We start from the raw sequence: 24535 nt of genomic DNA on the forward strand, positions 1-24535 counted from the left end.
CAACAGGCGGGCGGGAAGCAAAGAATGGTATAAGCGATCGCATCCACTCTCTGACAACAGCATCCTGAAATTTACCCCGCCATGTCCTGAATCACGCGCATAGCGGCATTGTGTCCCGCCGCACCAATCACAGAACCGGCTGGGTGACAGCCTGCACTAGCAGAGTATAGCCCTAGAATGGGGGTAGCGTAAGGCAATCTGTCAGCGAAGCCGAAAGAATTATCAACGTGGTGGATATGCCCGCGAGTCAAGCCGAAGTGCTGCTCAATTTTCTGGGGATGCAGGGCGAACACATCTTGGACTAATTGTGAGGTGCCGGGGGCGAAGCGATCGCAAATTGACAACAAATGCTGAACATAGCGGCTTTCCTCCTTCTCCCAGGTTGTTCCTTGCAATTCATAGGGTACCCACTGCACAAATAGGGCTGAATTGTGGTGCCCGGAGGCATCCTGTAGAGAGGGATCGAGGGTGGTGTGGATATACCACTCTATTGCGGGAAATTCAGGTAAGCGCCCTGCCTGCACATCAGCGAAAGCACGATGCAACATCCCCATCACCTCTTTTTCATCCGGTAAAAGGTGAATTGTCGTGCCGTACTGTCCGCAATTTTGGGGCAGGCAGGTAAACTCAGGGAGTCCGCGCAGACACAGATTCACCTTAAATGTTGAACCATCCTTCTGATAAGCATCGAGTCGGGAGTTGTATTCCATCGGCAAATTCTCAGCCCCAACTAGCTGGCGCAAGCGGAAAGGATCGGCGTTGACAATCGTTGCCGTGGCGTTTATTTCAGTGCCATCCTGAAAAACAACACCTTTAGCAACACCTCCTGATAGCAGAATCTGGGTAACGCCTCGCCCTGTTTCAATTTGTACTCCTGCCTTTCTTGCCGCTTCTGCAAGGCGATTCGTCACTGTACCCATTCCACCCTTTACGATCATCCAAGTGCGATCGCTACCCGGTAGCCGACACATATTATGGATGAGAAAATTCATGCCAGTACCGGGAGTATCCCAGGTGCCATACAATCCTGAGAAGCCATCCGTCACGGCATACATCGCTTTTACTAAGTCGCTTTTGAAATTAAATCGATCGAGATACTCTCCGACTGACTTGCGGCAGAGATTGATAAAGACTTGGCGCAATTCTGGGCGCACATACCGTTCTGCCGTCTCTTCAATCGAAAGCGGTTCCTCTAACCAAGTGGGGGCAATATCGTCGCGCAGCTGGGCAAGTTCATTCTGTAGCGCTTCGTTTGCTTGCCAATCTGCTTCCGAGAAGAACGATATAAACTGCCGTTTCATCTCTTCTTGGTTTGAGCCAAACAGCAGATAACGCTTGTCAGTTGTGGGCAAAAAGTAGTGCGGATCGCGCCGAATCACCGGGATTTCCACATCAAGAAGGCGAATTAATTCCGGTGGCATCAACCCCAACAAATACGCACCCGTCGAAGTGCCCAAATTGGGTGCTGTCGGGAACGGATGCTCAGTGCGGCAGGCACCGCCAATCACATCCTTTGCTTCCACTACTAGAACCTTTAGCCCCTGACGTGCCAATAACAGTGCTGCCACCAAACCGTTATGTCCAGCACCCACCACCAGTACATCTACAGAATTCTCGATCCAAAGCGGTTTCATGCTCTTTTGCTGCTTCTGTTTTCTGTGCGTTCTTTGCGGTTCGTTTACAATAATATTCCCGCGATCGCAGCGGTCATAAAACCCGCGAACAAACCGCCTATCATCGCCCTGACACCCATTCTCGCTAAATCTTTTTGACGGTTCGGTGCCATCCCACCAATCCCGCCGATTGTGATTCCAATCGAGCCAATATTGGCAAAGTTGCACAAAGCGTAGGTTGAGATAATTACCGCCCGTTCGGATATTGCCTTCTGCTCAATTAGAGTCTTCAGATCCAGATAGGCGATAAAATCATTCAAAATCGTCTTTTTTCCTAACAACACTCCCACCTGAGCGCAGTCAGCCCAAGGCACTCCGAGCAGCCACGCAACGGGAGCCATTACAAAAGACAACATCCACTCCAACGACAGCAAAGGCACGCCAAGAAGCCCCCCCAACCATCCCAGGAGCGCATTGACGAAAGCCAGTAACCCCAAAAAGGCAATGATCATCGCCGCGACATTCACTGCCAGTTTCGTCCCGTCAATTGCTCCCCCAGCTGCTGCGTCAATCGCATTCACAAAGGTACTCTCCACCTCTATCCCTGCCTTGCCAACCGTCTTGGGGACTTCCGTTTCTGGATAAAGCAATTTTGAGGCAACCAGCGAAGTCGGGGCAGTCATGAAGAAAGCGGCAATCAGATGTGCCGGTGGAATCCCAAAGGAGAGATATGCCCCTAATACGCCACCCGCAATTGTCCCAAAGCCCGCGGTCATTACTGCATGAAGTTCTGATTGCGTCATCGTCGCCACATAAGGCTTCACCAGTAACGGTGACTCAGTTGGCCCTAAAAAGACGTTCCCCGCACACGATAAAGACTCAGCCCCTGATGTTCCCATCGTCTTCATCATGACCCACGCCATCCCATTCACCACTCGCTGCACAATGCCGTAGTGGTATAGCACCGTGATGAAGGAAGAAAAAAAGATAATTGTGGGCAGCACTTTAAAAGCAAAAAAGTGTTCGACAAAGTTATCTCCAAAGACAAATTTGGCACCCACATCAGAGAATTCTAAAAAGCGGCTAACGACATCGCCGAGAAACTTAAATACAGCTAAACCGCCGGGAGTTTTCAGAATCAGCAGTGCAAAAATAAACTCTAACCCAAGCCCCCAAAATACCGGACGCCAACGCACAGCACGCCGGTTCACTGAGAAGGCATAAGATAATCCCACAAAAACAGCCAACCCCAGTGCTGAAATCAACCGCTCCATCGACTCTCTCAGGGCTAAGTTACAATACGGCGTATCATAGCCTGGATGTGTGGGCAAGAAAGTATCAGCTGAGCCTGCGGATTCTATCTTTGTGGGGATGGATCGGAATGAATTACGACAACATTCAAGGCGATTAAAATTTTGGAGAGATCGTAAAATGGTACGAATTTTTCTTTCCGCTGGACATGGTGCTGGCGATCCGGGCGCACAATCTGGAGGCACTACAGAAGACAGAGAAATGCGGCTTACCCGCGATGCTGCGGTTAAGGAAATGCGATCGCGCGGTTTAGAGGTTTCCTCTGTTCCCGATTCCCTGAGTTTGAAGGAAACGATTACTTGGATCAACGCCTACTCCCGCCGTGGCGACGTCGCTTTAGAAATTCACGCCGATTCCGTCGGGAACACCAATATCCGGGGTGCCAGCGCCTTCTATACTGATGGCAACGAGCAACGCGAAACCGATGCCCAGTTGCTGCTGCAATCCTTACTCAAGGCAGTTCCCAGTTTGCCGTCTCGTGGCGTTAAATCGGATATTGCCACGGGTGTTGGTAGTTTAGGTTTCTGCCGTCAAGTGGATATTCCCTCTGTGCTGATGGAGTTGGGGTTTATTACCAATCCAAGCGATCGCTCTTTATTTCAAACCAAGCGCCTAGACTTCGCCCGTGGATTGGCGGATGGTCTAGAAGCATGGAGTCGGAAGGAAGCTCAGAGGCAGGGCTTAACGCCTCCCCCTCCTCCTAGCTACCCCGTTATTAGTGTCAAAATCAACGCCCAGCTATATCAAAATCAAGGAATTTTGGTGAATGGGAATGCTTGTATTCCGGTTGTTTTTCTAAAGTCTTTAGGAATCGATCCGAGTAAAGTCGCAGACTTCCGCACCACTACTCACCGAAATCTCGAATATATCAAAGCGGTAGATTTGCAGCCATTTAAAGTATCCGTTAAATGGGACAATCCAACCCGCACAGTCGTTTTAACAACCTATTAATTTGCTTTCAATTTATTGGGTCATGGGTAATTTATAATCGGTTAAATTTTTGAGTTTTGAATAAACAACTCATGACTCACTGCTTATGCGCGATCGCTCTAAAATTACCAATTCCCGATTCCCCTATTGTTCAATGAATATTCAATGAACCCATTTTCGGCTGTATCGCTGACAGCAATTGTTTTGGCAGGTGGAAAAAGCTCCCGCATGGGGCGGGATAAAGCCTTAATTTCTGTTAACGGCGTTCCCCTGATTCGGCGGGTTTGTGAAGTTGCCCAAGCGTGTGCTTCAAAAGTGTATGTAGTAACGCCGTGGATCGAACGATACCAAGATATTTTACCCAGCACCTGTAAATTAATTCGAGAAGTCGGGACAGGAGAACCCCGCCCTTTTTCTACAGAGGAAAAAACCCACGGGCCACTGATTGGCTTTGCCCAAGGACTCTCGCCAGTGCAAACAGAATGGGTGCTGTTACTTGCCTGCGATTTGCCCAATTTAAAAGAGGAAATTTTGCTCAATTGGGTACAGCATTTACCTGAGGTGCCAGAAGATTGTATTGCCTTTCTTCCCCGACATCCCAAAGGCTGGGAACCGTTATGCGGTTTTTATCGCCGCTGCTGTTTGCCTAGCTTGACTGAATTCATTCATAAAGGGGGCAGATCCTTTCAGCAATGGTTGTCTCAACATCCCGTAAAAGAACTGCTCCTAACCGAGCGATCGCTCTTATTTAATTGCAACACACCGGCTGACTTGGGAGAGGTAATGGGTAATAAGAGTTTTGAATTTTGAGTTATAAAGACGCGATAAACTTTTTACCTTTTACTCATTACCCATTACCTATTACCTATTACCTATTACCTATTACCTATTACCATTTAAGGATTAACCGGCGCAGCCGGAACAACGGGTTCTGCTTCCAAATTGGGCAAAGGTGACAACTGAGGAAGAGGTGCCTGTGGCGGCGTAAAGTCCGGCGTCGGCTTCGCGGGTGGCGGTGGCGCAAAGGTGGGGGATAAGTTGCGGGGCAAATTATCTGCGGAAATGCAGGTATCCAGCGCTTTAGTGGCAGAAATCTCTAACTGACGATTCAAGCCAACAACGCATTCAGCAAAGCGGACGGGTAGGAGGCTACGACGACAGGATTCGAGGACCTCAAGCAATGGCGGGTTTTTGGTATCTTGGGAAATATTAATCACGCACCTGCCTAACTCGATGGGACGTCGCACCCGGAGACAGGCAGCCAGAGCATCTTGTGAGGCAATCTGAGTTTCTCGGTTAATATTAAACACGCAAGCAGATAAATCTGTGGGTTTAAGGGCATCCGAACAGCTAGAGGCAGAGAGTTCTGTAGAGATACCAACCGCCCTTAATTCGGCAGCGCAGTATTGAAAGGGGCTGAAATGGGTGGCGGTGGCAGGAACGGTCTCAACAGCGATCGCCAAAAATCCTGCGGTAAGGGCTAGCCCAGTCGTGGATAATCGTCGGGAACGAGACAAGGCACGTTCGCTACTTTTGTTTTGCATGATAGTTCTACATAAGTAGGTCACAAGCTATCCTACTTGGACATTGGTAGCAGTTTGCACCTTTGTACTCAGTCTAATGTTATCGGCTGCAACTAAAAATGCGATTAGGGAAGCGAACCGACAGGTCGGCGCTTTGCTATCGCACTCCAAAAGCGAATAACAATCGAACCCCACATCTGCACCCAAGAAGTTAGCAAGTTAAAATCTAGAATCAAATCTAGAAAAATAGAGACGTTCTCACAGAACGCCTCTATTAAAGGTTACTAAATTCAAAGCTGTAACCTTAAACCTTTTTAGTATTCAGGCACCGAAGGGTCAATTTCTCGACTCCAAGCGGTAATTCCGCCTTTGACGTTGGTGCCTTCTATTCCAGCTTGTTTCAAAATACCCAGCGCCTTCGCCGAACGTCCACCCATCTTACAGTGGGCAATCAAGCGATGACCGTTGAGCAATTCCTTCACTTGGGCGACACCCGCACCATTTTCAATATCTGGTAACGGAACCAAAACGGAACCCGGAATTTTAGCAATTTCGTACTCGTTAGGATTGCGAACATCAAGCAGGACAAAATCATTTGCACCGCTATCGAGCAAGTCCTTCAATTCCCGAACCGTCATTTCTGACATTTCCATCTGCTGTTTTGCCTCTTCCGCTTTTGCTTGTGGAATACCGCAGAATTCTTCGTAATCAATTAATTTGTCAATGACTGGTCTTTCCGGGTTCGGACGCAGTTTCAGTTCCCGGAACTTCATTTGCAAGGCGTCATACAGCAACAACCGCCCACTCAAGGTATTCCCCTGACCTAAGATGATTTTGATCGCTTCAGTTGCCTGGATGGTGCCAATCACGCCGCACAGAACGCCGAGAACGCCTCCTTCAGCACAAGAAGGTACTAATCCGGGTGGTGGCGGTTCCGGATAGAGGTCGCGATAATTGGGACCCCCTTCGTAGTTAAATACCGTTGCTTGACCTTCAAAAAAGAGGATGGAGGCGTAGACGTTGGGCTTGTTTAACAGCACGCAAGCATCATTAACGAGATAACGTGTGGGGAAGTTATCGGTGCCATCTACGACAACATCGTAGGGTTCAAGAATTTGCAGGGCGTTCTCTGAACTCAGGCGGGTTTCGTACAAATCAACTTGGCAATCAGGATTAATTTCTAAAATCCGGTTTTTTGCCGATTCAATTTTGGGTTTCCCTACCCAAGAGGTGCCGTGAATGACTTGCCGTTGTAAGTTGGAACTATCAACGACATCAAAATCCACAATTCCGATGCGTCCGATACCAGCAGCTGCGAGATACAGCAGCAGGGGCGAACCCAGTCCACCTGTACCAACACACAGGACACTGGCGGCTTTGAGGCGTTTTTGTCCTTCCAGTCCAACTTTGGGCAGGATTAGGTGGCGAGAGTAGCGTTCGTATTCTTCTTTGGAAAGCTGGATTTCATCCAGATTGGGATTGAGCATGGCCTTTTAGTGAGGGCAGACAGAGTTAACAGCCTATCAAAAATACAATAGTCTTTGTATCCTTGGGTCTTAATCGTTTTTAAAATTAAGTTATTAATCTAGGTTGTTTCAACAATTATCATTTCTTCAGGCTGGAACTGGTGGGCGTCGTCGAGACTCCAGTTGCGGAGATCGCCAGCTTTACCTTGTTGAACAGAGACAATAATATACGAGTACACTGACCACGCACACGCTCGATCGAATTCAGAAGGAATTGCTGGATGGTCGGGATGGGAGTGGTAAATTCCAATGATATCAAGTTGGCGATCGCGTCCCAGCTTTTGTACTTTTAGCATATCTTTGGGAGCGATCGCGTATCTATCTCGCTTATCTGAACCCAGTTTGGCGGAACCTTCAATTTCTTGAAATACTTCTACTGCTTCTGCATTCCAGCGATTCTCGGTTGGCATGACTTCCACTACGGTTTTGCCATCTTCCGCCAGTTTACCCAGCAGCAAACCGCAGCACTCTTCGGGATAGGTGCTTTCGGCATGGGTGCGGATGGCTTGCAAATGCTGAGGGTGGAGTTTTAATACTGCCAAGATGCCAAATCATCCTGCGCGAGACGTGGAACTATTGTATGCCACAGATGTCTCTCGTTTTGATTGTCTGACTATCTGCTTTTCTTTCACAACAGCCTTGCTTCTATAGGAATTTTGAAGAAAATCTTCTCTCTTCTCGCTGCTGCCTTGTCTATCAATTCGTTGAGATTGAAACGACAAATTTTATCGGGAATTCAATCAAAAATATTTTTAATTTCCGGAGGGTTGCTGTAAAATTCCAGAAGTTAATTGTATTGTTCTAAATTTCAGCAATATATATGGGCGCATAGATTCCAATTATAAAAAATATAGTACCAAAGCGAACAATATTTGTATAGTGCCAATTTCTTTAATTTTTAGCAGCGATCGCTCAATGCGTCAGTGAGCTTTACCTGCGCCCAGATACAGTTCTCCTACCTTCGGATCGTTCAAGAGTTCGGAGCCGGGACCTGTGAAGCGATCGCGTCCTGTATCCAGCACATAACCCCGGTGTGCCATGCCTAAAGCTTTCCGGGCATTTTGTTCCACCAGGACAATTGCTTTGCCCGTTTGATTAATCGCTTGAATCTGCTCAAAAACGTTATTGACCAATAAGGGAGACAGCGCCGCAGAAGGTTCATCCAGCAGCAACAGAGTAGGTTCCAACATCAAAGCTTTTCCCATCGCCAGCATCTGCCGTTCTCCCCCTGACAGAGTTCCAGCCCGCTGATGCCGCCGTTGAGCCAGAACCGGAAAGGTGGCAAAGATATGATCTTTGAGCGGTTGCAAAGGGACATTGCGAATAAACGCGCCCATCTCCAGATTCTCTTCCACTGTCAGCGATGGGAACACATTCGAGATTTGCGGCACGTAGCACATTCCTCGGCGAACAATTTGATCCGACTTTAAGCCAGCAATATTCTCGCCTTTGAAAGTAATTTTGCCTTTATGAGGGTTTAAAAGCCCAAAAATAGTCTTTGCTAATGTTGATTTCCCGGCACCATTAGGGCCAATTACGGCAACTAATTCACCTGGATATATCTTGAAATTCACCCCTTGAAGGATATCCAAATCTTTGACATATCCCGCCCAAACATCTTCAACTTCTAATAAAGGTTCATTAGTCATTCGTTCTTATTTATTATTTAATATTTATTTTTTATGGTTCATGATGTATTGCAATTCCTGCATCAACCATGAACCATGAATAATCAACAATTAGGGTGTTTTTTGCAAATCGGGGCGTTCTTCGGGAACAATTGCGCCTTCCACGGGGCAGACTTGTAGGCAGATGCCGCAGTCAATGCAAGTGGAAAAATCAATCCAGTACCAGTCAGTCCCCTTCGTGTTTTTGCCAGGTCCTTCGTGAATACAAGCAACAGGGCAGGCATCGACACAATCAGCGACGCCTTCGCAGGTATTAGTAACAATCGTATGCGGCACAGTGTTCTCTCTCTTGGGATTGGCAGACGGCTGCTTCTATAGCCTACCAAAGTCTTTTGAAAGCTGATAGCTGAAACGAGACTTTTTAAATGCAAAAATATGCAAATAAAGGTGAAATTTTGCAAGAAAAATCGCCTCCCCTTTGCGTACCTCTGCGCGTACCTTTGCGTTAAAAAATCTAACTCAGCGTCTCAATTTTAGTAGCACCCTCAGCTTCCACCCAGGCAATGCGACGGATGTGACGGCTACGGGCATATTCTCGCACATCTTCAGGCGATCGCTCCCCTAAATCCATTTCCACCCGTACCAGATGAATAGAATCTCTCAGGGTTTGGGCGTAGGCGAACGCTGCCAGATAGGCTTGGGGAGATGAAGGAACGACTAACCAATCACTCGCGGGCGTTTCGCGGGGCATCCCAGCCTTCGAGAGCAAGACTTGATATAAGTCTTCAATATTCAGCGCAAAGCCAATACTGGGGTAAGTTTGCCCCTGGGGATGATAGAGTCCCAGCAGTTGGTCATAGCGTCCACCTTGGGCTAAAACCCGTGCTTGAGTGTCTGTATCGCTAACGACTTCAAACACAATGCCGGTGTAATAGTTAAAGGTTTGGATCAAGCTGAGATCCAGAGTTACGGGGAAGCTTTGCTGATGGGAACAGCCTTCACTGAGAAGATCGATCAGGGATTTCAGAGTATTGACTGTTTGCCGCTCAGATTCTGCTAAATCTAGGGTGGAAACTTGTTGCAGCACATCAGCAGGATGTCCCCGCAGCTCAAATAGAAATAAAGCTCGTTCTCGCAATTCGGGGGAAAGGGGCAGAGTTTCCAGTGCGATTCGATCGAGATGCGCGATCGCCCGTCGCACTTTTTCTTGCAGATGAACTGGAAACGGAGAAAAAAGCGATCGCGTTAACCCCGCTTCTCCCAAAATTACCTGCCACTGGCTTAACCCCAGACACTTCAAGCAGTCTCCCAGCAACAACAGCACCTCTGCATCTGCCAAGACACCCCCCGCACCCAACAGCTCTACCCCTGCCTGGTAAAATTCCTGCTGACGTCCGTAATTACTGCCCTGCGAACGGCGGAATACATTTGCGTTGTAGTAGAGGCGTTGCGGATAAGTAACACCAGCCATCCGCGTCACAGATGCACGGGCGATCGAAGCCGTCAGTTCTGGGCGCAGTCCCAGCGTCCCCTCCTCAGCATCCTGGATTTGAATCACTGTGGAGCGCTGGATTGCTCCGCCTGCCATCAAAGTATCCAACCGCTCTAGAGTGGAGGTGATAATCCGGTGATAGCCCCAGCGGTGATACACCTGCTGCAACCGATCTTCAATCCAGCTTTTTTGAGCGACATCGAGAGGCAGCAAATCCCTCGCGCCTGCCGGGGGTTGATAAACCATTCAGTCGTTGTTTTTTGTTAGTTGACAAGCGATTTTCAAGCGAAGTATTCACGATTAGCGAGTTGACGGTTTGACTCTAGCTCTCACCGAGAACTTCCAAACATCTAATAGCCGAGTTGCTAATCGAAGAAATCGCTTTCTTATTTCTTCTTACCAAACATACCAAATAAACCGCCTCCAGACTTATCCTCCGGCTTGCCCTGCCCTGGCTTGCCCTGCCCTGGCTTAGGCGGCGTCGTTGTCTTGCCACCCGCAACTTTTTGTGCCAGCTTGTCTAGTGCCTGTTTGCCCTCTATCCCAATCGGATCTTGAGGGTTTAATTTCAAAGCTTGGGTGATATGTACCTTCGCCATTGTCACCTTAGGCGGAGTTTGCTTCAAATAAACCATCCCTAATAAGCTATGGCAACGGCTATTGTTCGGCTCCATTTTCAGGGCTTCCCGCAACTCTATCTCCGCCTTCGCAAACTGGTTCTTCGTTATCAACTCATCAGCACGACGGAAATAGGGTTCCGCAACTGATGATGGTGTTGGTGGCGGTGGGGGCGGTGGGGGCGGTGGGGGCGGCGATGCATTTCCGCCAGCAGCCCCCGTGGCAGGACGTTTATCTGACATCATCGGGGTTGCTACCCCAGAACCCCCCTTCCGCCTCAGATAAACCATATTCAGTTCGCTGATTTGAGCCGTCACTTCTAGGACTTGGCTCAAAGATTCATATTGCGTTTGTGCTAGCTTTTGCAGTGCCGTTTTATAGGAATGCTCTAAATCGCCCCCCGCTTGAGCTAACTGTTTCGCGGTTTCACCTTGGGGTTGAGCGTTCGCCCCTTCCCCAGCCAAGCGCTTACCCATGCGCCCGACCATAACGACGTATTCTGCCCGCGTGCGATCCTGAGACAGTTGCTCGTAGGCAGGATTTACCAATTTTGACAACATCTGGCTGGCACGCTGTTTTTCTGCTTCGTTTTCAGCCTTGCAACTATCCGGATGCAATCTCCGGGCAATTTTGAGATACCGTTTGCGGATGTCATTGACGCCTGCATCTACTGGCACCCCTAAAATTGCGTGGTGGTCTGTGAAATCAAACTTGAACAGTCCACGGTCGATCCGAAATGACATAGCCCGCTGTCCCACCGTCAGAGCCGAATATTCTTTCTAATATACTTCCCTTGCGAAACCTATGTGTGACCTTGCTTACAGAGAAGCCTGATTTTTAGCACTTTGCCATCTACTTATTGCCATCTACTTAGAGGTGTAATTTGCAAAAGTTCTTGACTGAGCTGTGGGTGTAGATAACCATTTGTCGCCAAAATCCGACCGGAATGAATCGCTAAAGGACTCCCATCATAGGCGCTGACTTTGCCCCCGGCTTCCTCCACGATTACCACTCCGGCTGCCAGATCCCAAGGCTGTAAACCCCTTTCCCAGTAACCATCCAGGCGTCCGCAGGCAACATACACGAGATCGATGGATGCGGAACCGCTGCGCCTGACACCCTGAGTGAGATGGGTAAGGTGACAAAATTCAGCGTAGTTATTGTCTGCGGTTTCGCGTCGATCGTAAGCAAAGCCGGTGACAAGCAAGCTTTTGCTCAACTCGGCTGTTTTGGAAACTCGGATGCTCCTCCGGTTGCAAGTGGCTCCTAAGCCTTTGGCAGCCCGATACAACTCCTGATGAAATGGATCGTAAACGACACCGACTTGGGGAACTCCGTCAATCAGTAACCCGATTGAGGCGGAGAAAAAGGGATACTGATGAGCATAATTTGTGGTGCCATCTAGGGGATCGATTGCCCAGAGGTATTCGCTGTTAGTATCTCCCAGTTGCCCGGATTCTTCTGCCAGGATTTGATGGTGGGGAAAATGGCGATTGATGACTGAAAGAATGGTGGCTTCGGCGGCTTTATCTGCTTCGGTTACGAGATCGCCTGGACGTCCTTTTTCTTCAACGGCTTCTAATTTGCCCCAGTAGCTTTGCAAGACGGCACCAGCAGCTAGCGCCGCCTCGGTGGCAATATCTAGAAAAATTTGCAGTTGGTCAGGGGTATGGTGTGTCATATTTGTGGCTAATAGCTAATGGCATTGAACAATGAATAATTAGCCATTCGCAATGAGCCGTTAGCGATTTTGACGCCGAAACTCTGCTGGAGTCCAGCGCATGGGTTTTTCTGGGTTCCAAATGCCCTTGCCCATAATTCGAGCATATTCTTGAGCGGTGGTGAGCCGTTGGTCATATTTGTTGTTGAGCGATCGCGGTACAAACACATACCCTTCTACCACCATCTGCTCGTTCAGCAATACCCCATCTTTCCACACATAAGCTAACCGGCGCTCAAACTGGTCTTTGCTCGATCCATCCGACTCTAACAAAACGGATTGTCCGCCAATCAACTGCTTGAGCCGCTCTTGAGCCGCCGATCCCCAAGGCTGCTGTTTCATGTCGGGTGCCTCGATTCCCAGCAGCCGCACTCGCTCTACCAAAGCGGATTGCTTGCTGGTATCCAGCACTTCCAGGGTTTGTCCGGTGACAACCCGCTCCACCTTCACGGTGACGCCTGTCGGAACTTCTTTCACTTGGCAACCGACCAAGAAAAACCAAAAGCCAAAAGCCAAAAGGCAAAAGAGAAAATTCTTTTGCCTTTTTGTTTTTCGCGATCGCCTTTGGTTATTCTTCATCCAGAGGTAAACCGAAACGGACTTTGCCCTTGCCAAAATAGCGACCGAACTGGAGTTCGTAAACTTCATCCTCATCCTGAGTTTCTACTTCCAAGTCGGAGCGAGGATAACTTACGCATAGTAGAGCATAGCCTTTGTCGCGCAGTTGCGGAGAAAGCCCCATTGCTTCTGGCTGATGGATTTCCCCTGAGAGGACGCGCACGGCACAGGTGGTACAAGCGCCATTGCGACAGGAAAAAGGCAACTCGACGCTCTGATGCTCGACGCTAGATAGGATATAGCGATCTTCTGGCACCTGAAGGTCATGGTGAGTGCCGGTTTGGCGATTGCGTATCCGAATGGTGTGGTAATTCGTCATAGTTTTAGTGTATTATTAAAAATCGCAGCTTTGAGTTGCACATTTCAAAATAAATAAACCTCTGGAGAGGTGGCCGAGTGGTTGAAGGCGCAGCACTGGAAATGCTGTTTAGGGCAACTTAACGTGGGTTCGAATCCCACCCTCTCCGTTTAAAATCAAGACTCAGCAATGCTGTAAGGCTAATCGCCCCAGAAGATTCTTCTGGGGCGATGGTTATTTTTGTCGCTCGCCTGATTATCAGCGCGTGAATCCCCAGCAGAAAAAGCGATTGGTATTTGATTTTGCAGCAGGAGTGTTGACGTTGGTGGGGTAAGAGCGATCGGATTCAAATTTGACTAGAGAGAAAGACGCGATCGCGCCTTTTGAATAAATTAGAAGTGCCCAATAACAAACAATAAAAAAAGGGTGAGCATTACCCACCCTAAGACGAATCAAGTAACCAACAGGATCGTTTATTTTGCGGGTTGCGCCTTGTTTTGAACCAGCAGCCGCTCAAAACTTAGGGCAAACACTCCCAGCGTCACCAGTACGATGCCGAAAATTGATATCGGCTGTAAAGCATTCTGAGCGCTCGGAATAATCAAAAATGCCAAAACTGCTGTTAACACAGGGCCACTAGAAGCGATAATCGAGGCTCGTGCGGCACCCAAGAAGCGAACGCCAAAGTTATTTAACAAATAGCCCGCTAGAGTTAATATCCCCAAGACAACGCCGCCGATAATCAAACCCAGGCGCTTATCCGGGATGACCTGAACAGCCAAATTTTCTGGTAATGGCAACATCAGACTGATGCTAGCCAGGACAAAGATGGTTGTAAACTGAACCAAGCTGACGGGGACGGGGTGAAGCTTTTGAAAGCCAAGCTGCATAAAAATCAGGTAGAAGGCAAAGGCGATTCCTGAGGCGGCGGCGGTGCCAACTCCCACCCCAGAAATGCTTGCCACCCCACTATTAACCGCCGGGAAGATTTTAGGCCAAGCTGCGAGGATAACACCCAAGGAAATCGTGCACATCACTCCAACGCGCAGGAAGGTGGGGCGATCGCCAAAAAACAGCCACGCCAGCGGGACTGTAATAATTGGATACATAAACAGAATTGTCACTGCAACCCCTGGGCCAATTTGGGGGATGGCGATATAAATCAGCACTTGCGACAAAAACAGGAAGAAGCCACTCCCGACTACCGTTAAAAGTCCGCGCCGGTCTGGATCTAATAAAAACTTCTTAATATCCCTCCACACGTTGGGATAGAGAACGATGGCAAGTAAAGCCATTAAAGGCAGCACCACCATCATGCGGAACCACAAAATTAACAGCGAGTTGCCCAAACCTAGCTTGATGAATCCTCCCAAGGAAAACAAGTTAAAAATTTGACTTTCTCTGCCAATGATTTGGACAACCACGTTATGAACCGACAGCGCCACGGTAGAAATTAAAATCAACAATAACCCTAACTGACCTTGGGAGCTTGGTTTAGGTTGGCGTGGCGGTGGTAACGGGGCAGCCGGAACCGAGAACGGAATCGCATTCGCTTCTGGAGGCTGTTTGCGATCGCTATAAGCTTGTCCTCCCACCTCTGACTCGGATGGTACTAATGGCAGCGCATCGCTTTCTGCTTGCAGTTGTTCGTGCAGGCGATTGACGAGAGTTTCTAAAATTGCTTCTCCTTGTTGCTCCAAGCCGTGCATCCGCGACAGCTGCTGGGAGAACGAACTTTGATAGCTGCTGATGTCTTGTTGCAGTGTTTTAAAAGTCGTTCTTAGGGTTGTATCCAAGGAAGAGAGGATTCGGTAGGCACTGTCGTTGTAGTCATTTGCCGAGGGCGGCAAATTGGCGCTGCTAGTGCCACCCAGCGGGTGATAGGAGCTACCTGGTTGCTGGGACAGCCGTTGCATCAGCAGATCTTGCAGGTGTTCTGCGATCGCTTGGGTGAGTTGCCCAACTAAATATTGCTGCTGATCCTGATCAATTTGTTCTTGAGGCAGAGAGCTTTGGGACGAGGGTAATTGCTGACGCTGAGCTTGTAGATGATTGATCTCATCGACCAACCGGGATTTCTCAGCCTGGAGTCGCTCAACGTCTTGATTCAACTGGACGATGAGATTTTGCTTCAGGTTCTCAAGTTCCTGCGTCATCGCCCTCAAAAGAGCCTCTGTTGCCGTAGCATTTCCGGTGTTGTGATTTTCCGGTAGATTGTCCAGTTGCCCCATTAGCGTATAACCTCGGTACGATTGGCTATAACGAAGTGTAGTTTTAACTTAGTTTACTTAAGTCTTGTTAGTATTTCTGATATTTTGGCAGATACACTTTCTGATGGATGTGATTTTGCTCAACTAGGTGTTGTTTCTCTGATGAAGGAAAGTGTTTAATGTTTTGTCATCAATCCTGACAGATTACTCCAAAATTCTGGTGATTTTTAAGAGATTTTTCTGGTGAATTTAATTTTGTTCTAGACTGTTGAATCTTGCAGTGACTGCAAGAAAAACTACTTAGACACTATCCTCCCTCGACATATTGAAGAACAAAGAGGGAGTTTCTTCTTCCCGCGAGCGAGAGACTTTTGGAGGGTTCAGACAACTTTTGCAAGAAGTCTAATATTTTGATCCCTAAAGCCCCAATAAAAGGGGGAAGAAAGTTCGCGCCACGTTTAGAAGCAGAGGTTTGAGCTTTGTAATACGCGGATGAAACAGCGCCGTGTCTCCCTGCCTGAAAGCCAATTGATCGCTGGCATTTAGGATCGAGTTTTTGGACGCGGACGCATTTTCCCCAACAGGGTAGCAGCCGCCGCCTAGAAACTCCTTCCAGAAAGAGTGTATCCCAATCGGGCAACCGGAGAGGGGATGTAAAGTTTTAAATTGAATCCATCAAGTGGAAAATTCCGAATTGTCCCCCTATCTGACGGATAACTAGAAAGATAATTGCCCCCAAACCCGCACTAATGGGAAGGGTAATTAGCCAAGCGAGTCCAATCGATTGCAGCGTTTGGAACCGGATGGATTTCCAGTCTTTGACTGCACCAATGCCAACCACAGCACCGACAAGGGCGTGGGAGGTGGAGACGGGCAAGCCGAGCCGGGAAGCAAGCAAGATGGTCGTAGCGGTTGCGAGTTCGGCGCAGAATCCACCGCTCGGCTGGAGGGCAATAATGCCTTCTCCAATTGTCGCAATGACTTTTTTGCCCCAGACGGCAAGACCGGCAACGATACCGGCACCGCCCAATACTAGAATCCAGAGGGGAATGCTAAAGCCAGTGATAGGAACGGAACCTGTGCGATTGATATAAACGATCGCCGCTAAGGGAGCGATCGCGTTGCCAACATCATTGGAACCGTGGGCAAAGGCAACAAAGCAGGCACTTAATAGCTGAAACCGTGCTAGCTGACGCTCAATAGGATTGAGGATTTTAGATGGGGAGTTTGGGATTTCGCGGTTGTCCGTCTCATTGGCTCCCGCGATAACCCTTGTGTCTACAAGCTGCTCTGCTTCCTCGCGGGCTAATTGTCGCCAGATGAACCGGGTAAGGGCAACTGATGCGATCGCGCCAATCAAGAGAGGGATATCGTGGGCAGGAAGGTTGATGCCGAAACGATTTGTCAGCCAGGTATCGATGGGTTGACTCACAGAGGGTAGAACAATCACCCCAAAGACGCCCAGCAACGTCACGCTCAACCAGGGGATCCATTCGCGCAGTTGAAAAAGTGGGTTGGGTTGATCGAGAATCCAACGCTTGACAACGCTGTAGAATAACGCGGCAATCGTGCCACTGATGATCGGCGTTATCACCCAGGCGAAGCTGATTAGACCAATTAATGACCAATCAATGGCACCGACACCCGCCGCCACCCAGCTAAAACCGGCGATCGCGCCGACTACCGCATGAGATGATGCGACTGGCAAGCCCAGACTGGTGGCAATTTGCAGCCAGACGCCACAGGCTATCAATACCGAAACCATGCCAATCAGTAGCATCTGAGGTACGGCAGCGAACAGTTCTGGATTGACAACCCCGGTTGCCAGCGTCTCCGATACGGAACGACCAAACAGCACGGCACCTGTAAATTCCAACACTCCGGCAATCACCAATGCCTGCCGTAGGGTGACAGCCTTCGATCCCACCGACGTTCCCATCGAGTTAGCAACGTCGTTTGCGCCCAGATTCCAGGCAACGTAGAAAGCTAGCAGGGCAACAAAAACAATCATGCCGTAAATATAGATATTGACACAGCTAGTTTATCCGGTGAAGGATAGGGGAGCGAACTGAGAACTCAGCGTGCGGCTAACGCCTCGCTTCTCTAACGCGATCGCGCTGAAGGGAGAGGAAGCGGCGATCGGGATTTGAAGCGATGATTTTTACAAATCGAGGCAAAATTTGCGCGATTATCACTGCGGATACACGCGCCCAACTCTGTATAAGTATCTATTCAACGATTTGGGAAGACCGACTTCTCAATTGGAGCGGTGTGAGTTTAGTAGGGCTAATTTATGCGTTTTCCTCATGTTGCTGTTTGTACTTTAGCTGCTTTTGTGGCTGGAGGGATGACAGCCCAAGCAAGTGAAAGTCCGAGTTCCGAGGGTTCTCCCCAGGCAGCCGCGACCGATGAGGGGAGTGTTGCCACCCCGATGGTGACTCCTAGAAGTATGACAGCGATCGCTGCCCCAGAAATCCTACCAGAACCACGATTGTTATCCAGGCAGGAATTTGCGCGATCGCCTTCTCAGAATGCCCCAGGATTCGCTGCAAGGCAACTTCCGGCATTGACGGCTGCTCCCCAAACTGATTTGCAAGAAATCCCTGAAACTGCGGCGCTTCCCTCAAATAACCTCCTCTCCCAGTTATCAACAGCTTCTGATATTAACCAGTCTGCATCTGAGGAATCCGGGAGGAAAGCTTCTGACTTAGCTTCCTTCCGAAACGGGGAAACTGTTAACGAAGCGGCTGTAAATGAACGAACGATACCCAGTGGAGGTGTATTTACATCCAAGGCTGAGGCACTCCGTCCAGATGAGGCGATCGCTAACTCGTCAACGGTACAAACCAGCCAGTCAATGGCAACGGAACCGAAAGCCGGGAATACCTGTGCCTCGCAAAGAATCAAGAACGTTAAATCCTTAGATAATGCAACTTATCAAGTTGCTCAAGAAGGAACCACACTGGCGACAGAACGCTGTCCGAGTCCGGAACCTGTTGCGCCGCTAGCGTTGCCAGCACCCATTGAGGAATTTGAAGCTTCGCCCGCCCTGAGCATTTATATCCCAGTTGGCTATGGTGCAGATAGAAACACCGCCTTTATCAGCGGCACCTATCAACCCAACGTGCGAGAAGATAGCGGTTCTGTCGGGGCTGCGGGAATCGGCATCGGCTTAGGCAATGCCGATAAAGCCGTGGGGGTAGAACTATCCTACGCTTTAGCGACAAATGATAGCTTCGGCGAAGGTGGTTTTAATGGCAAGCTGCATCGTCGATTTGGGAGAGATGTATCAGCAGCATTAGGCTGGAATGGTTTTTTAAATATTGGTCACAACGACTTTGAACAATCCAAATATGGAGTTGTTACCAAAGTATTCCGAACGAGAGAATCTCTCAATGATGCTTTCAGCCGCGTTGCTTTTACGGTGGGTGTCGGCGATGGACAGTTCCGTTCCAACGGTGCGGTTGATGCAGGTGAAAACAATATCAACGTGTTTGGAAATTTGGCAGTTCGCGTTGTTCGACCTGTTAGTTTGATTGCGGAATGGACAGGACAGGACTTAGCATTGGGTCTTTCCATCGCTCCCTTCAAAAACTTTCCTTTTGTGATTACTCCAGCCTTGCGCGACGTTGCGGGTGCGGGTGATGGCTCTCGATTTGTATTAGGTGTTGGGACAGCATTGAAGTTTTAAGGAGGAGTACCCCAAATGCACACCATAAAATCTCTGGGTTGGGTTGTTGGCTTATCAATTGTGGCGCTGGGTATGGCTGCGCCTGCGAGAGCCGACCGTAGTTATTCTGATATCACGGGAACGAATATCTGGAACAATACGGCACCCGTTTTTGATACTGATGACAAGTTAGATCCGGAACTAACGGCAAATATTACCCGGCTTAACCAAGAGTCAGAAACAGCCTTTCAAGCCTGCGGGGCTGCTCTGACGGAACAAACTCCTACTACGCGCCGGTTTACTCGACAGCCTCAAACACCCCCCCCGGTTCCCCAAGCGTGTCAGCGTCTAGAGGAGTTAAGGACAGAAGTCGAAAACTTGAGAACGACTTTGCAGCAAAAAGACATTTCCAGAGCCAACTCCGGTTTGCGGACTTGGTAGCGGTTCAGTTGTCAGTTGCAGAGTCATTCTAGTGTGAGCAGGAGCAAGAATACGATGAGGCAGATGAAGCGTAAAAACGGTAGAACCGCCGGGTTCAAGTGGCTGCTGGGAGCGATCGCGGCTGGGTTTATGGGCGTGGCAACGCCCGTTCACGCTGAAGATTTGTTTGGCAATGAAGCTGTCCAGTTCCCGGTGGATACGACGATTGAATTTGAATTCAAAGAGTCCCACGGAGCTTATCGATCAACGCTTGGCGTTGTCAATTTAGATACGGGTGAAGAGACGGTGCTGTTTCAGGAAGTCAAACCCTATGACGACTTCGGAAGCGAACAGCCTCAGCCTTCCTCGCCCGGTCAAAATAATATTGGCACGGCAATCGATTTTCTGGGGACAGTTGATGGGGGAGCTGTAGAAAATCGACTCAGCGAATATACTTTTAAAGCGAATACCCGGTATGCTTTCTACCTGGAATCTGTTAGCCCTACAGGTCAAACTCGACGCAGTGTCAGATCCACCACCAACTTAGCAGCTGCGTTTAATGGCCGTTTGGATGGTGGCACGAACGAAGAAATTACTGGCGTTCGCATCGCCTGGGATGATACAGGGCTACCCCAACCTGGGAAAGATGAGGATTTCGATGACTTCGTGATTGAGGCGGGAGGGTTCCCGCCCGTTCCCTGCCCGCCAATCCGCTAATCGCAATTTCATTATCTTGATCCCCCAAATTTACCACCTTAAAAAGAGGAGGTAAATTTGGGGGATTTTGTTGTGAGTCAATATCAATTAACCAGAGCGATCGCGCTTCAGGAGATGAGGATGCGAACTGACAAGTCAGCGCTTCGCGATCGCTCCCAGTTATCGCAGCCACTTACACTCAAACAGAATAGAGATTGTTTGGCAAATTAGGTATTCCTTTGAGAGAATATTATTGTTGACATTCCTTGAGAGGAATATTAGAGTGAGAGGTAGCAAGTGGCTTGGATTTGGGAACTGTATCAGGACGCGAGTGGAGAGATCCCAAAGGATCTGCTGGCTTTCTTCGTTGGACTCATGCCACCAGATGAGTTCCCCCCAGATCCGCCTGTGCCAGTGCTAACCCTGTCAGAAACCAAGAGGCTGCAAGTTAATCTTGTCCGCTTGTGCGACAAGGGCTTGTTGTCTCTGACTAGCGACATTTTCGAGAAGTTAGAGCATGACCTGTACGAGTTTCGCATGACCAAGAGTGAGCATAATCCCCGGTTCATTCTGACTCCAGCGACTCCGCAGCGTTTTGTGGTGCTGCACGCCTTTATGAAGAAATACGACGGTGGCATCCGTGACAGAGACAAGGAACCAGCAAGGATTAGACTGCGTGAGTTGAAAAGTAGGTAAGGGCGATGAAAAAGTACGACTTTCAAGAATGGCTCAACGCGAAAATTAGTGATGACCCAGAGGTAATTCTGGCGGGTAAGCTGGAATACCTGCGGTTGTACTTGACTGATGCTATGCGCGAGTTACGGACTCAGGCGGGACTGACTCAGGAGCAGTTAGCCCTCAAGTTGGGAGTGAAGCAAGCAGCAGTGTCTAAGCTGGAGTCGGCACTGAAGGATCATGAGTTGGAGTCGGTGCTGCACTACCTACATACTTTGGGTGCGGATTTATTAGTGGCTGTCAAACAGGGAAACGAACTCTATCAGGTAAGCGATAACGAAGAGGTGGTGCTAGTAGACTTAGGCGCGGAAGTTGTCCAGCTAGCTGAGGCAGAGGGGATGACTCTGCGGGAATATGTGCAGGCAGCGGTTCACCGCTTCTCGCACAAAGGTGTCTCAGTCATCAAGTCTGTGACGGCGTTTCTGGAGAGTGATGACTCGGTAGCTGTACAGACACGGGAGAGATTGGGAGCGCGATCGCTTTCTGAAATTGCCGCCGAGTTGGAAAAATGCCTGAGCATCCCAGAAGAAGATGACCGACTCTTTGCTGTCAAGAATCTGTTAGCCGGTAGCGTTGCGGCGGTCGGCACTAACCGCAATTCAAGCGCTGAAAATGATGAAATCGAACTCCTAGATTTGGCAGAAAGCTTGTTGGAAAAATTATTGGAAATTTAACAAAAAATGGATGTAAAAAATGAATTACGACGGATTTATATAGAACCAATTTAGAACAATCTCTTTGACGGAGCAGAGGAATTATCTAGATGGCAAACATCACTGCATATCAGAATTTTCTACTTAAAGTATTGCAGGCAAGCTTACAAAGGATAGACAAACCACAAGGGGTATACCCACTCCTACAAGTGAACCTCAGCAAGTTAGATGATGGCTTTGTTGAGTATTTTTATACTTGGGCAGCATTTACGCTGTCCACAGTAGAGCCAAGACAAGCACAAGACATAGCAATTGCAATTAAAGCTTTTAGCGATGTAATTAAAAACTTCCCTCTGGGGAACAGAGCAGTTAACCTGGAAATTGCTATTACTGGCTACGAAGCTGCTGCTAACTTTTTTACCCGCGCACCTTTATTACCTGAATTACTTTGGGGAGAAACCCAATGTAATCTTAGTCTTGCCTACAATAACCGGATACGTGGAAATAAAGCTGAGAATTTAGAAACAGCCATTTCTGCGGGAAAAAAATCTCTAGAAATATTCACACGCAAAGAATCTCATACAATACTAGGGGCTAATGTTCAAATACTACAGGCTAGTGTTCAAAATAATTTAGGTCTAGCTTACAGAAATCGGATTTATGGAGAACAAGCTGATAATATAGAACAGGCAATATGCTACTTTAAAGCAGCTTTTGAACTCCTAAATCGTGAGACATTGGCCTCAGAATGGGCAAAATTTCAACACAATTTGGGGAACGCTTACGCTTATCGTATTTTAGGTGATAGGGCAGAAAATTTAGAAAAAGCTATTAAATATATTGAAGAAGCGTTAGAAGTCTACACCAAGGAGACATTGCCTAAAGATTGGGCAAATGCTCAAAATACTCTAGGATTCACCTATCACGAAAGAATTCGGGGTGATAGGGCAGAAAATTTAGAAAAAGCGATCACTTGCTATCAAGCAGCTTTGCAAGTTCTTACCCGCGAAGCATTTCCCCAATTTTGGGCGCAAACCCAAATGAATCTGGCATCTGTTTACCGCGATCGCATTTTTGGAAACCGCTCAAAAAACTTGGAAATGGCTATTGAGACTTACGAATCTGCCTTGCAAGTCTCTACCAAAGAAGCATTTCCTGAACAATGGGCTATGACCCAAAACAATCTGGGCATGGCATACTCAAGACGCTGCGATAGTGCTGAAAATCAAGAACGAGCGATTGCGGCATATAAAGCTGCTTTGCAAGTCTACACCAGGAATGGTTTTCCTATGGACTGGGCAAGGACTCAAAAAAATCTGGGACTTGCATACAGCATCCGGATTTCTGGGAATCGACAAGAGAACTTAGAGAAGGCAATGACAGCTTACCAAGCTGCTTCCCAAATCTTTACTCGTGATGCTTTTACTTACTATTGGGCTAAAAACCAAAATAATCTGGCTATTGCCTATACAAGTCAAGGACAGATTGATGAAGCGATTGCCTGTTGTCGGTCAGCCTTAGAAGTGTTTACACCTACTGCCTTTCCTAGCGAGTGCTTCATAACTGCACGTCAATTCGGAGAGATTGCTGCAAGGGCAAAGCGTTGGGCGGAATCTATCGAAGGGTATAGTGTTGCAATTGAAGCTGTTGAAACGAGCCGCACTTGGACAATTTCTGAATCACGTCGTCAAGAGATTCTGGCAGAAGCTTTTGATATTTACCACAACCTGGTGCAAGTCTGCATCAATGCTGGGCAATTAGAAAAAGCCATTGAAACCATCGAGCGATCGCGTTCCAAGCGCCTTGTAGATTTAATGGCTAGTAATGACCTCTACCAAGGTGGCGAAATTCCCCCAGAAGTCAAGGAGTTATTGCAGCAGTTTGACAACTTGCAACAGCGAATTGACCAAGAACGCTTATCATCCAATTCCGCCGACAGTCAGGAAGCGATGAGAGTGGGAACCAGCACGCTGGATCGCACTGTTTTTCAAGCCAAAACGCAAGTGATCGCATCTTTAGAAGCTGAAAAACAGCAAGTCTGGCAACAACTCAGACGCTTAGACCCCGTACTAGCTGGTGAGATTCAAGTTATAACTCCTGACTTTTCGGCGATGCAGAAGCTCATCGACCAACCTAATACTGCTATCCTCAGCTTCTATAGCACCAGCAACGACACTCATATATTTGTACTGCGGCAAAACCAGATCGCCTGCCACACTTGTACTGGAGAAGGCATTGCGACGCTGCAATCTTGGATTTTGCAGAACTGGTTAAAACTCTACGTCGAAGATGGAAACATTTGGAAGTCCCAAATTAGTAATTTCTTAGTTGAACTGGCTGAACGCTTGCAAATCAATGACCTTATTTCTCAGCACCTACAGAACATTACTGAACTAATTTTAGTGCCTCACTTGGCGCTGCATCAGATTCCCTTTGGTGCTCTGCCCCTCGAAGAAGATAAATATTTGGGAGATAAGTTTCTCATTCGCTATACTCCGAGTTGCCAAGTTTTAGAATTTTGCCAACAACGGGGCGAAGTAGAAGGAAATCTCACCTACGGCATTGTGGAAGATGCTACCGAAGACCTTCCCTTCGCGAGTTTTGAGGGTGAACAAATTGCGAAAATTTACAACATTCCTGAAAGCGATCGCTTAAGAGGTCGCAGCCAAGCTACAACAAGCAACTATCGTCAGCTGGCTTCACGAGTTCAGGCGCTTCACTCCAGCCATCATGCTGAATCCTGCCTCGATAATCCTCTTAACGGTGCTTAAACGAAAAACAAGACTCTAAAAAGGTATAATACAGACATGGCAACCATTTCACGTTATGGTGTGATAAATGAAAGAGACAACTCCCGCCGCCATGCCCCCTTGC

23 protein-coding genes and 1 tRNA gene are annotated in these 24535 nt (G+C 48.3%); 10 read left to right on the forward strand and 14 right to left on the reverse strand.

Annotated elements, in window-relative coordinates; all coding sequences use genetic code 11:
• Positions 1-71: 71 nt before the first annotated feature.
• Together H6F52_RS09835 and H6F52_RS09840 are read right to left on the reverse strand one after the other, a co-directional pair.
• Positions 72-1634, reverse strand: a complete 1563-nt coding sequence (locus H6F52_RS09835) for an NAD(P)/FAD-dependent oxidoreductase (RefSeq protein WP_190534146.1) — start codon at positions 1632-1634, stop codon at positions 72-74.
• Between the two features lie 44 nt (positions 1635-1678).
• Entirely contained in the window at positions 1679-2887 is a 1209-nt protein-coding gene (locus tag H6F52_RS09840) for a NupC/NupG family nucleoside CNT transporter (protein ID WP_190437462.1), read from the reverse strand.
• A 157-nt stretch (positions 2888-3044) separates the two neighbouring features.
• Here H6F52_RS09840 and H6F52_RS09845 point away from each other — a divergent pair, with 157 nt between their 5' ends.
• Together H6F52_RS09845 and H6F52_RS09850 are read left to right on the forward strand one after the other, a co-directional pair.
• Positions 3045-3875, forward strand: a complete 831-nt coding sequence (locus H6F52_RS09845; RefSeq protein WP_190534148.1) for an N-acetylmuramoyl-L-alanine amidase — start codon at positions 3045-3047, stop codon at positions 3873-3875.
• A gap of 144 nt (positions 3876-4019) precedes the next feature.
• Positions 4020-4664 (forward strand): molybdenum cofactor guanylyltransferase, encoded by a 645-nt coding sequence (locus H6F52_RS09850; RefSeq protein ID WP_190534151.1) that lies wholly within the window; start codon positions 4020-4022, stop codon positions 4662-4664.
• 86 nt (positions 4665-4750) lie between these two features.
• Here H6F52_RS09850 and H6F52_RS09855 read toward each other — a convergent pair whose 3' ends face one another.
• From H6F52_RS09855 to H6F52_RS09900, 10 genes are all read right to left on the reverse strand, one after another.
• On the reverse strand, positions 4751-5398 hold the full coding sequence (locus tag H6F52_RS09855; RefSeq protein WP_190534154.1) for a hypothetical protein: 648 nt from the start codon (positions 5396-5398) through the stop codon (positions 4751-4753).
• Between the two features lie 293 nt (positions 5399-5691).
• Positions 5692-6864, reverse strand: a complete 1173-nt coding sequence (gene moeB, locus H6F52_RS09860; RefSeq protein WP_190534159.1) for a molybdopterin-synthase adenylyltransferase MoeB — start codon at positions 6862-6864, stop codon at positions 5692-5694.
• Between the two features lie 98 nt (positions 6865-6962).
• Positions 6963-7448 carry a Mov34/MPN/PAD-1 family protein gene (locus H6F52_RS09865; protein ID WP_190534197.1) on the reverse strand — a complete coding sequence of 162 codons (486 nt, stop codon included), beginning with the start codon at positions 7446-7448 and terminating at the stop codon, positions 6963-6965.
• A 375-nt stretch (positions 7449-7823) separates the two neighbouring features.
• Entirely contained in the window at positions 7824-8552 is a 729-nt protein-coding gene (locus H6F52_RS09870) for an ABC transporter ATP-binding protein (protein ID WP_190534160.1), read from the reverse strand.
• Between the two features lie 90 nt (positions 8553-8642).
• A complete protein-coding gene (locus H6F52_RS09875; protein ID WP_190414753.1) occupies positions 8643-8867 on the reverse strand; it encodes a 4Fe-4S dicluster domain-containing protein in 225 nt (74 codons plus the stop codon).
• A gap of 178 nt (positions 8868-9045) precedes the next feature.
• Complete coding sequence (locus tag H6F52_RS09880; RefSeq protein ID WP_190534162.1) at positions 9046-10269, reverse strand: ATP phosphoribosyltransferase regulatory subunit; 1224 nt, start codon at positions 10267-10269, stop codon at positions 9046-9048.
• Between the two features lie 140 nt (positions 10270-10409).
• Positions 10410-11384, reverse strand: a complete 975-nt coding sequence (locus H6F52_RS09885; protein ID WP_190534163.1) for a J domain-containing protein — start codon at positions 11382-11384, stop codon at positions 10410-10412.
• A 113-nt stretch (positions 11385-11497) separates the two neighbouring features.
• Positions 11498-12322, reverse strand: coding sequence for an inositol monophosphatase family protein (locus H6F52_RS09890; RefSeq protein ID WP_190427486.1), 825 nt, complete (start codon positions 12320-12322; stop codon positions 11498-11500).
• A gap of 60 nt (positions 12323-12382) precedes the next feature.
• Positions 12383-12838 carry a thermonuclease family protein gene (locus H6F52_RS09895; RefSeq protein ID WP_347276201.1) on the reverse strand — a complete coding sequence of 152 codons (456 nt, stop codon included), beginning with the start codon at positions 12836-12838 and terminating at the stop codon, positions 12383-12385.
• Between the two features lie 91 nt (positions 12839-12929).
• The gene (locus H6F52_RS09900) at positions 12930-13298 is read right to left on the reverse strand and encodes a 2Fe-2S iron-sulfur cluster-binding protein (protein ID WP_190414758.1); all 369 of its coding nucleotides are present in this window, start codon (positions 13296-13298) and stop codon (positions 12930-12932) included.
• A gap of 63 nt (positions 13299-13361) precedes the next feature.
• On the opposite strand from H6F52_RS09900, the gene H6F52_RS09905 reads away from it, so the two are divergent.
• Positions 13362-13446, forward strand: a tRNA-Ser gene (locus H6F52_RS09905).
• 304 nt (positions 13447-13750) lie between these two features.
• On the opposite strand, the gene H6F52_RS09910 is transcribed toward H6F52_RS09905, so the two are convergent.
• Both H6F52_RS09910 and H6F52_RS09915 read right to left on the reverse strand, forming a co-directional pair.
• Complete coding sequence (locus H6F52_RS09910) at positions 13751-15508, reverse strand: EamA family transporter (protein ID WP_190427481.1); 1758 nt, start codon at positions 15506-15508, stop codon at positions 13751-13753.
• 640 nt (positions 15509-16148) lie between these two features.
• The gene (locus H6F52_RS09915) at positions 16149-17498 is read right to left on the reverse strand and encodes an inorganic phosphate transporter (protein ID WP_190437481.1); all 1350 of its coding nucleotides are present in this window, start codon (positions 17496-17498) and stop codon (positions 16149-16151) included.
• A gap of 282 nt (positions 17499-17780) precedes the next feature.
• Between H6F52_RS09915 and H6F52_RS09920 the strand changes: the two genes are divergently transcribed.
• The 7 genes from H6F52_RS09920 (at position 17781) to H6F52_RS09950 (ending at position 24432) form a co-directional block, all read left to right on the forward strand.
• The gene (locus tag H6F52_RS09920) at positions 17781-19178 is read left to right on the forward strand and encodes a hypothetical protein (RefSeq protein WP_190534164.1); all 1398 of its coding nucleotides are present in this window, start codon (positions 17781-17783) and stop codon (positions 19176-19178) included.
• Between the two features lie 15 nt (positions 19179-19193).
• Positions 19194-19598 (forward strand): hypothetical protein, encoded by a 405-nt coding sequence (locus tag H6F52_RS09925; RefSeq protein WP_190534165.1) that lies wholly within the window; start codon positions 19194-19196, stop codon positions 19596-19598.
• A 63-nt stretch (positions 19599-19661) separates the two neighbouring features.
• Positions 19662-20294, forward strand: a complete 633-nt coding sequence (locus tag H6F52_RS09930; protein ID WP_242033891.1) for a hypothetical protein — start codon at positions 19662-19664, stop codon at positions 20292-20294.
• Between the two features lie 72 nt (positions 20295-20366).
• Positions 20367-20504, forward strand: coding sequence for a hypothetical protein (locus H6F52_RS09935; protein ID WP_190534171.1), 138 nt, complete (start codon positions 20367-20369; stop codon positions 20502-20504).
• Between the two features lie 66 nt (positions 20505-20570).
• Positions 20571-20969, forward strand: a complete 399-nt coding sequence (locus H6F52_RS09940; protein WP_190534172.1) for a type II toxin-antitoxin system RelE/ParE family toxin — start codon at positions 20571-20573, stop codon at positions 20967-20969.
• 5 nt (positions 20970-20974) lie between these two features.
• Positions 20975-21682 carry a helix-turn-helix domain-containing protein gene (locus H6F52_RS09945; protein WP_190534175.1) on the forward strand — a complete coding sequence of 236 codons (708 nt, stop codon included), beginning with the start codon at positions 20975-20977 and terminating at the stop codon, positions 21680-21682.
• An 89-nt stretch (positions 21683-21771) separates the two neighbouring features.
• The gene (locus H6F52_RS09950) at positions 21772-24432 is read left to right on the forward strand and encodes a tetratricopeptide repeat protein (RefSeq protein ID WP_190534176.1); all 2661 of its coding nucleotides are present in this window, start codon (positions 21772-21774) and stop codon (positions 24430-24432) included.
• The last annotated feature ends 103 nt before the right edge of the window (positions 24433-24535 follow it).

The organism is Coleofasciculus sp. FACHB-542 (assembly GCF_014695825.1).
GTDB lineage: Bacteria > Cyanobacteriota > Cyanobacteriia > Cyanobacteriales > FACHB-T130 > FACHB-T130.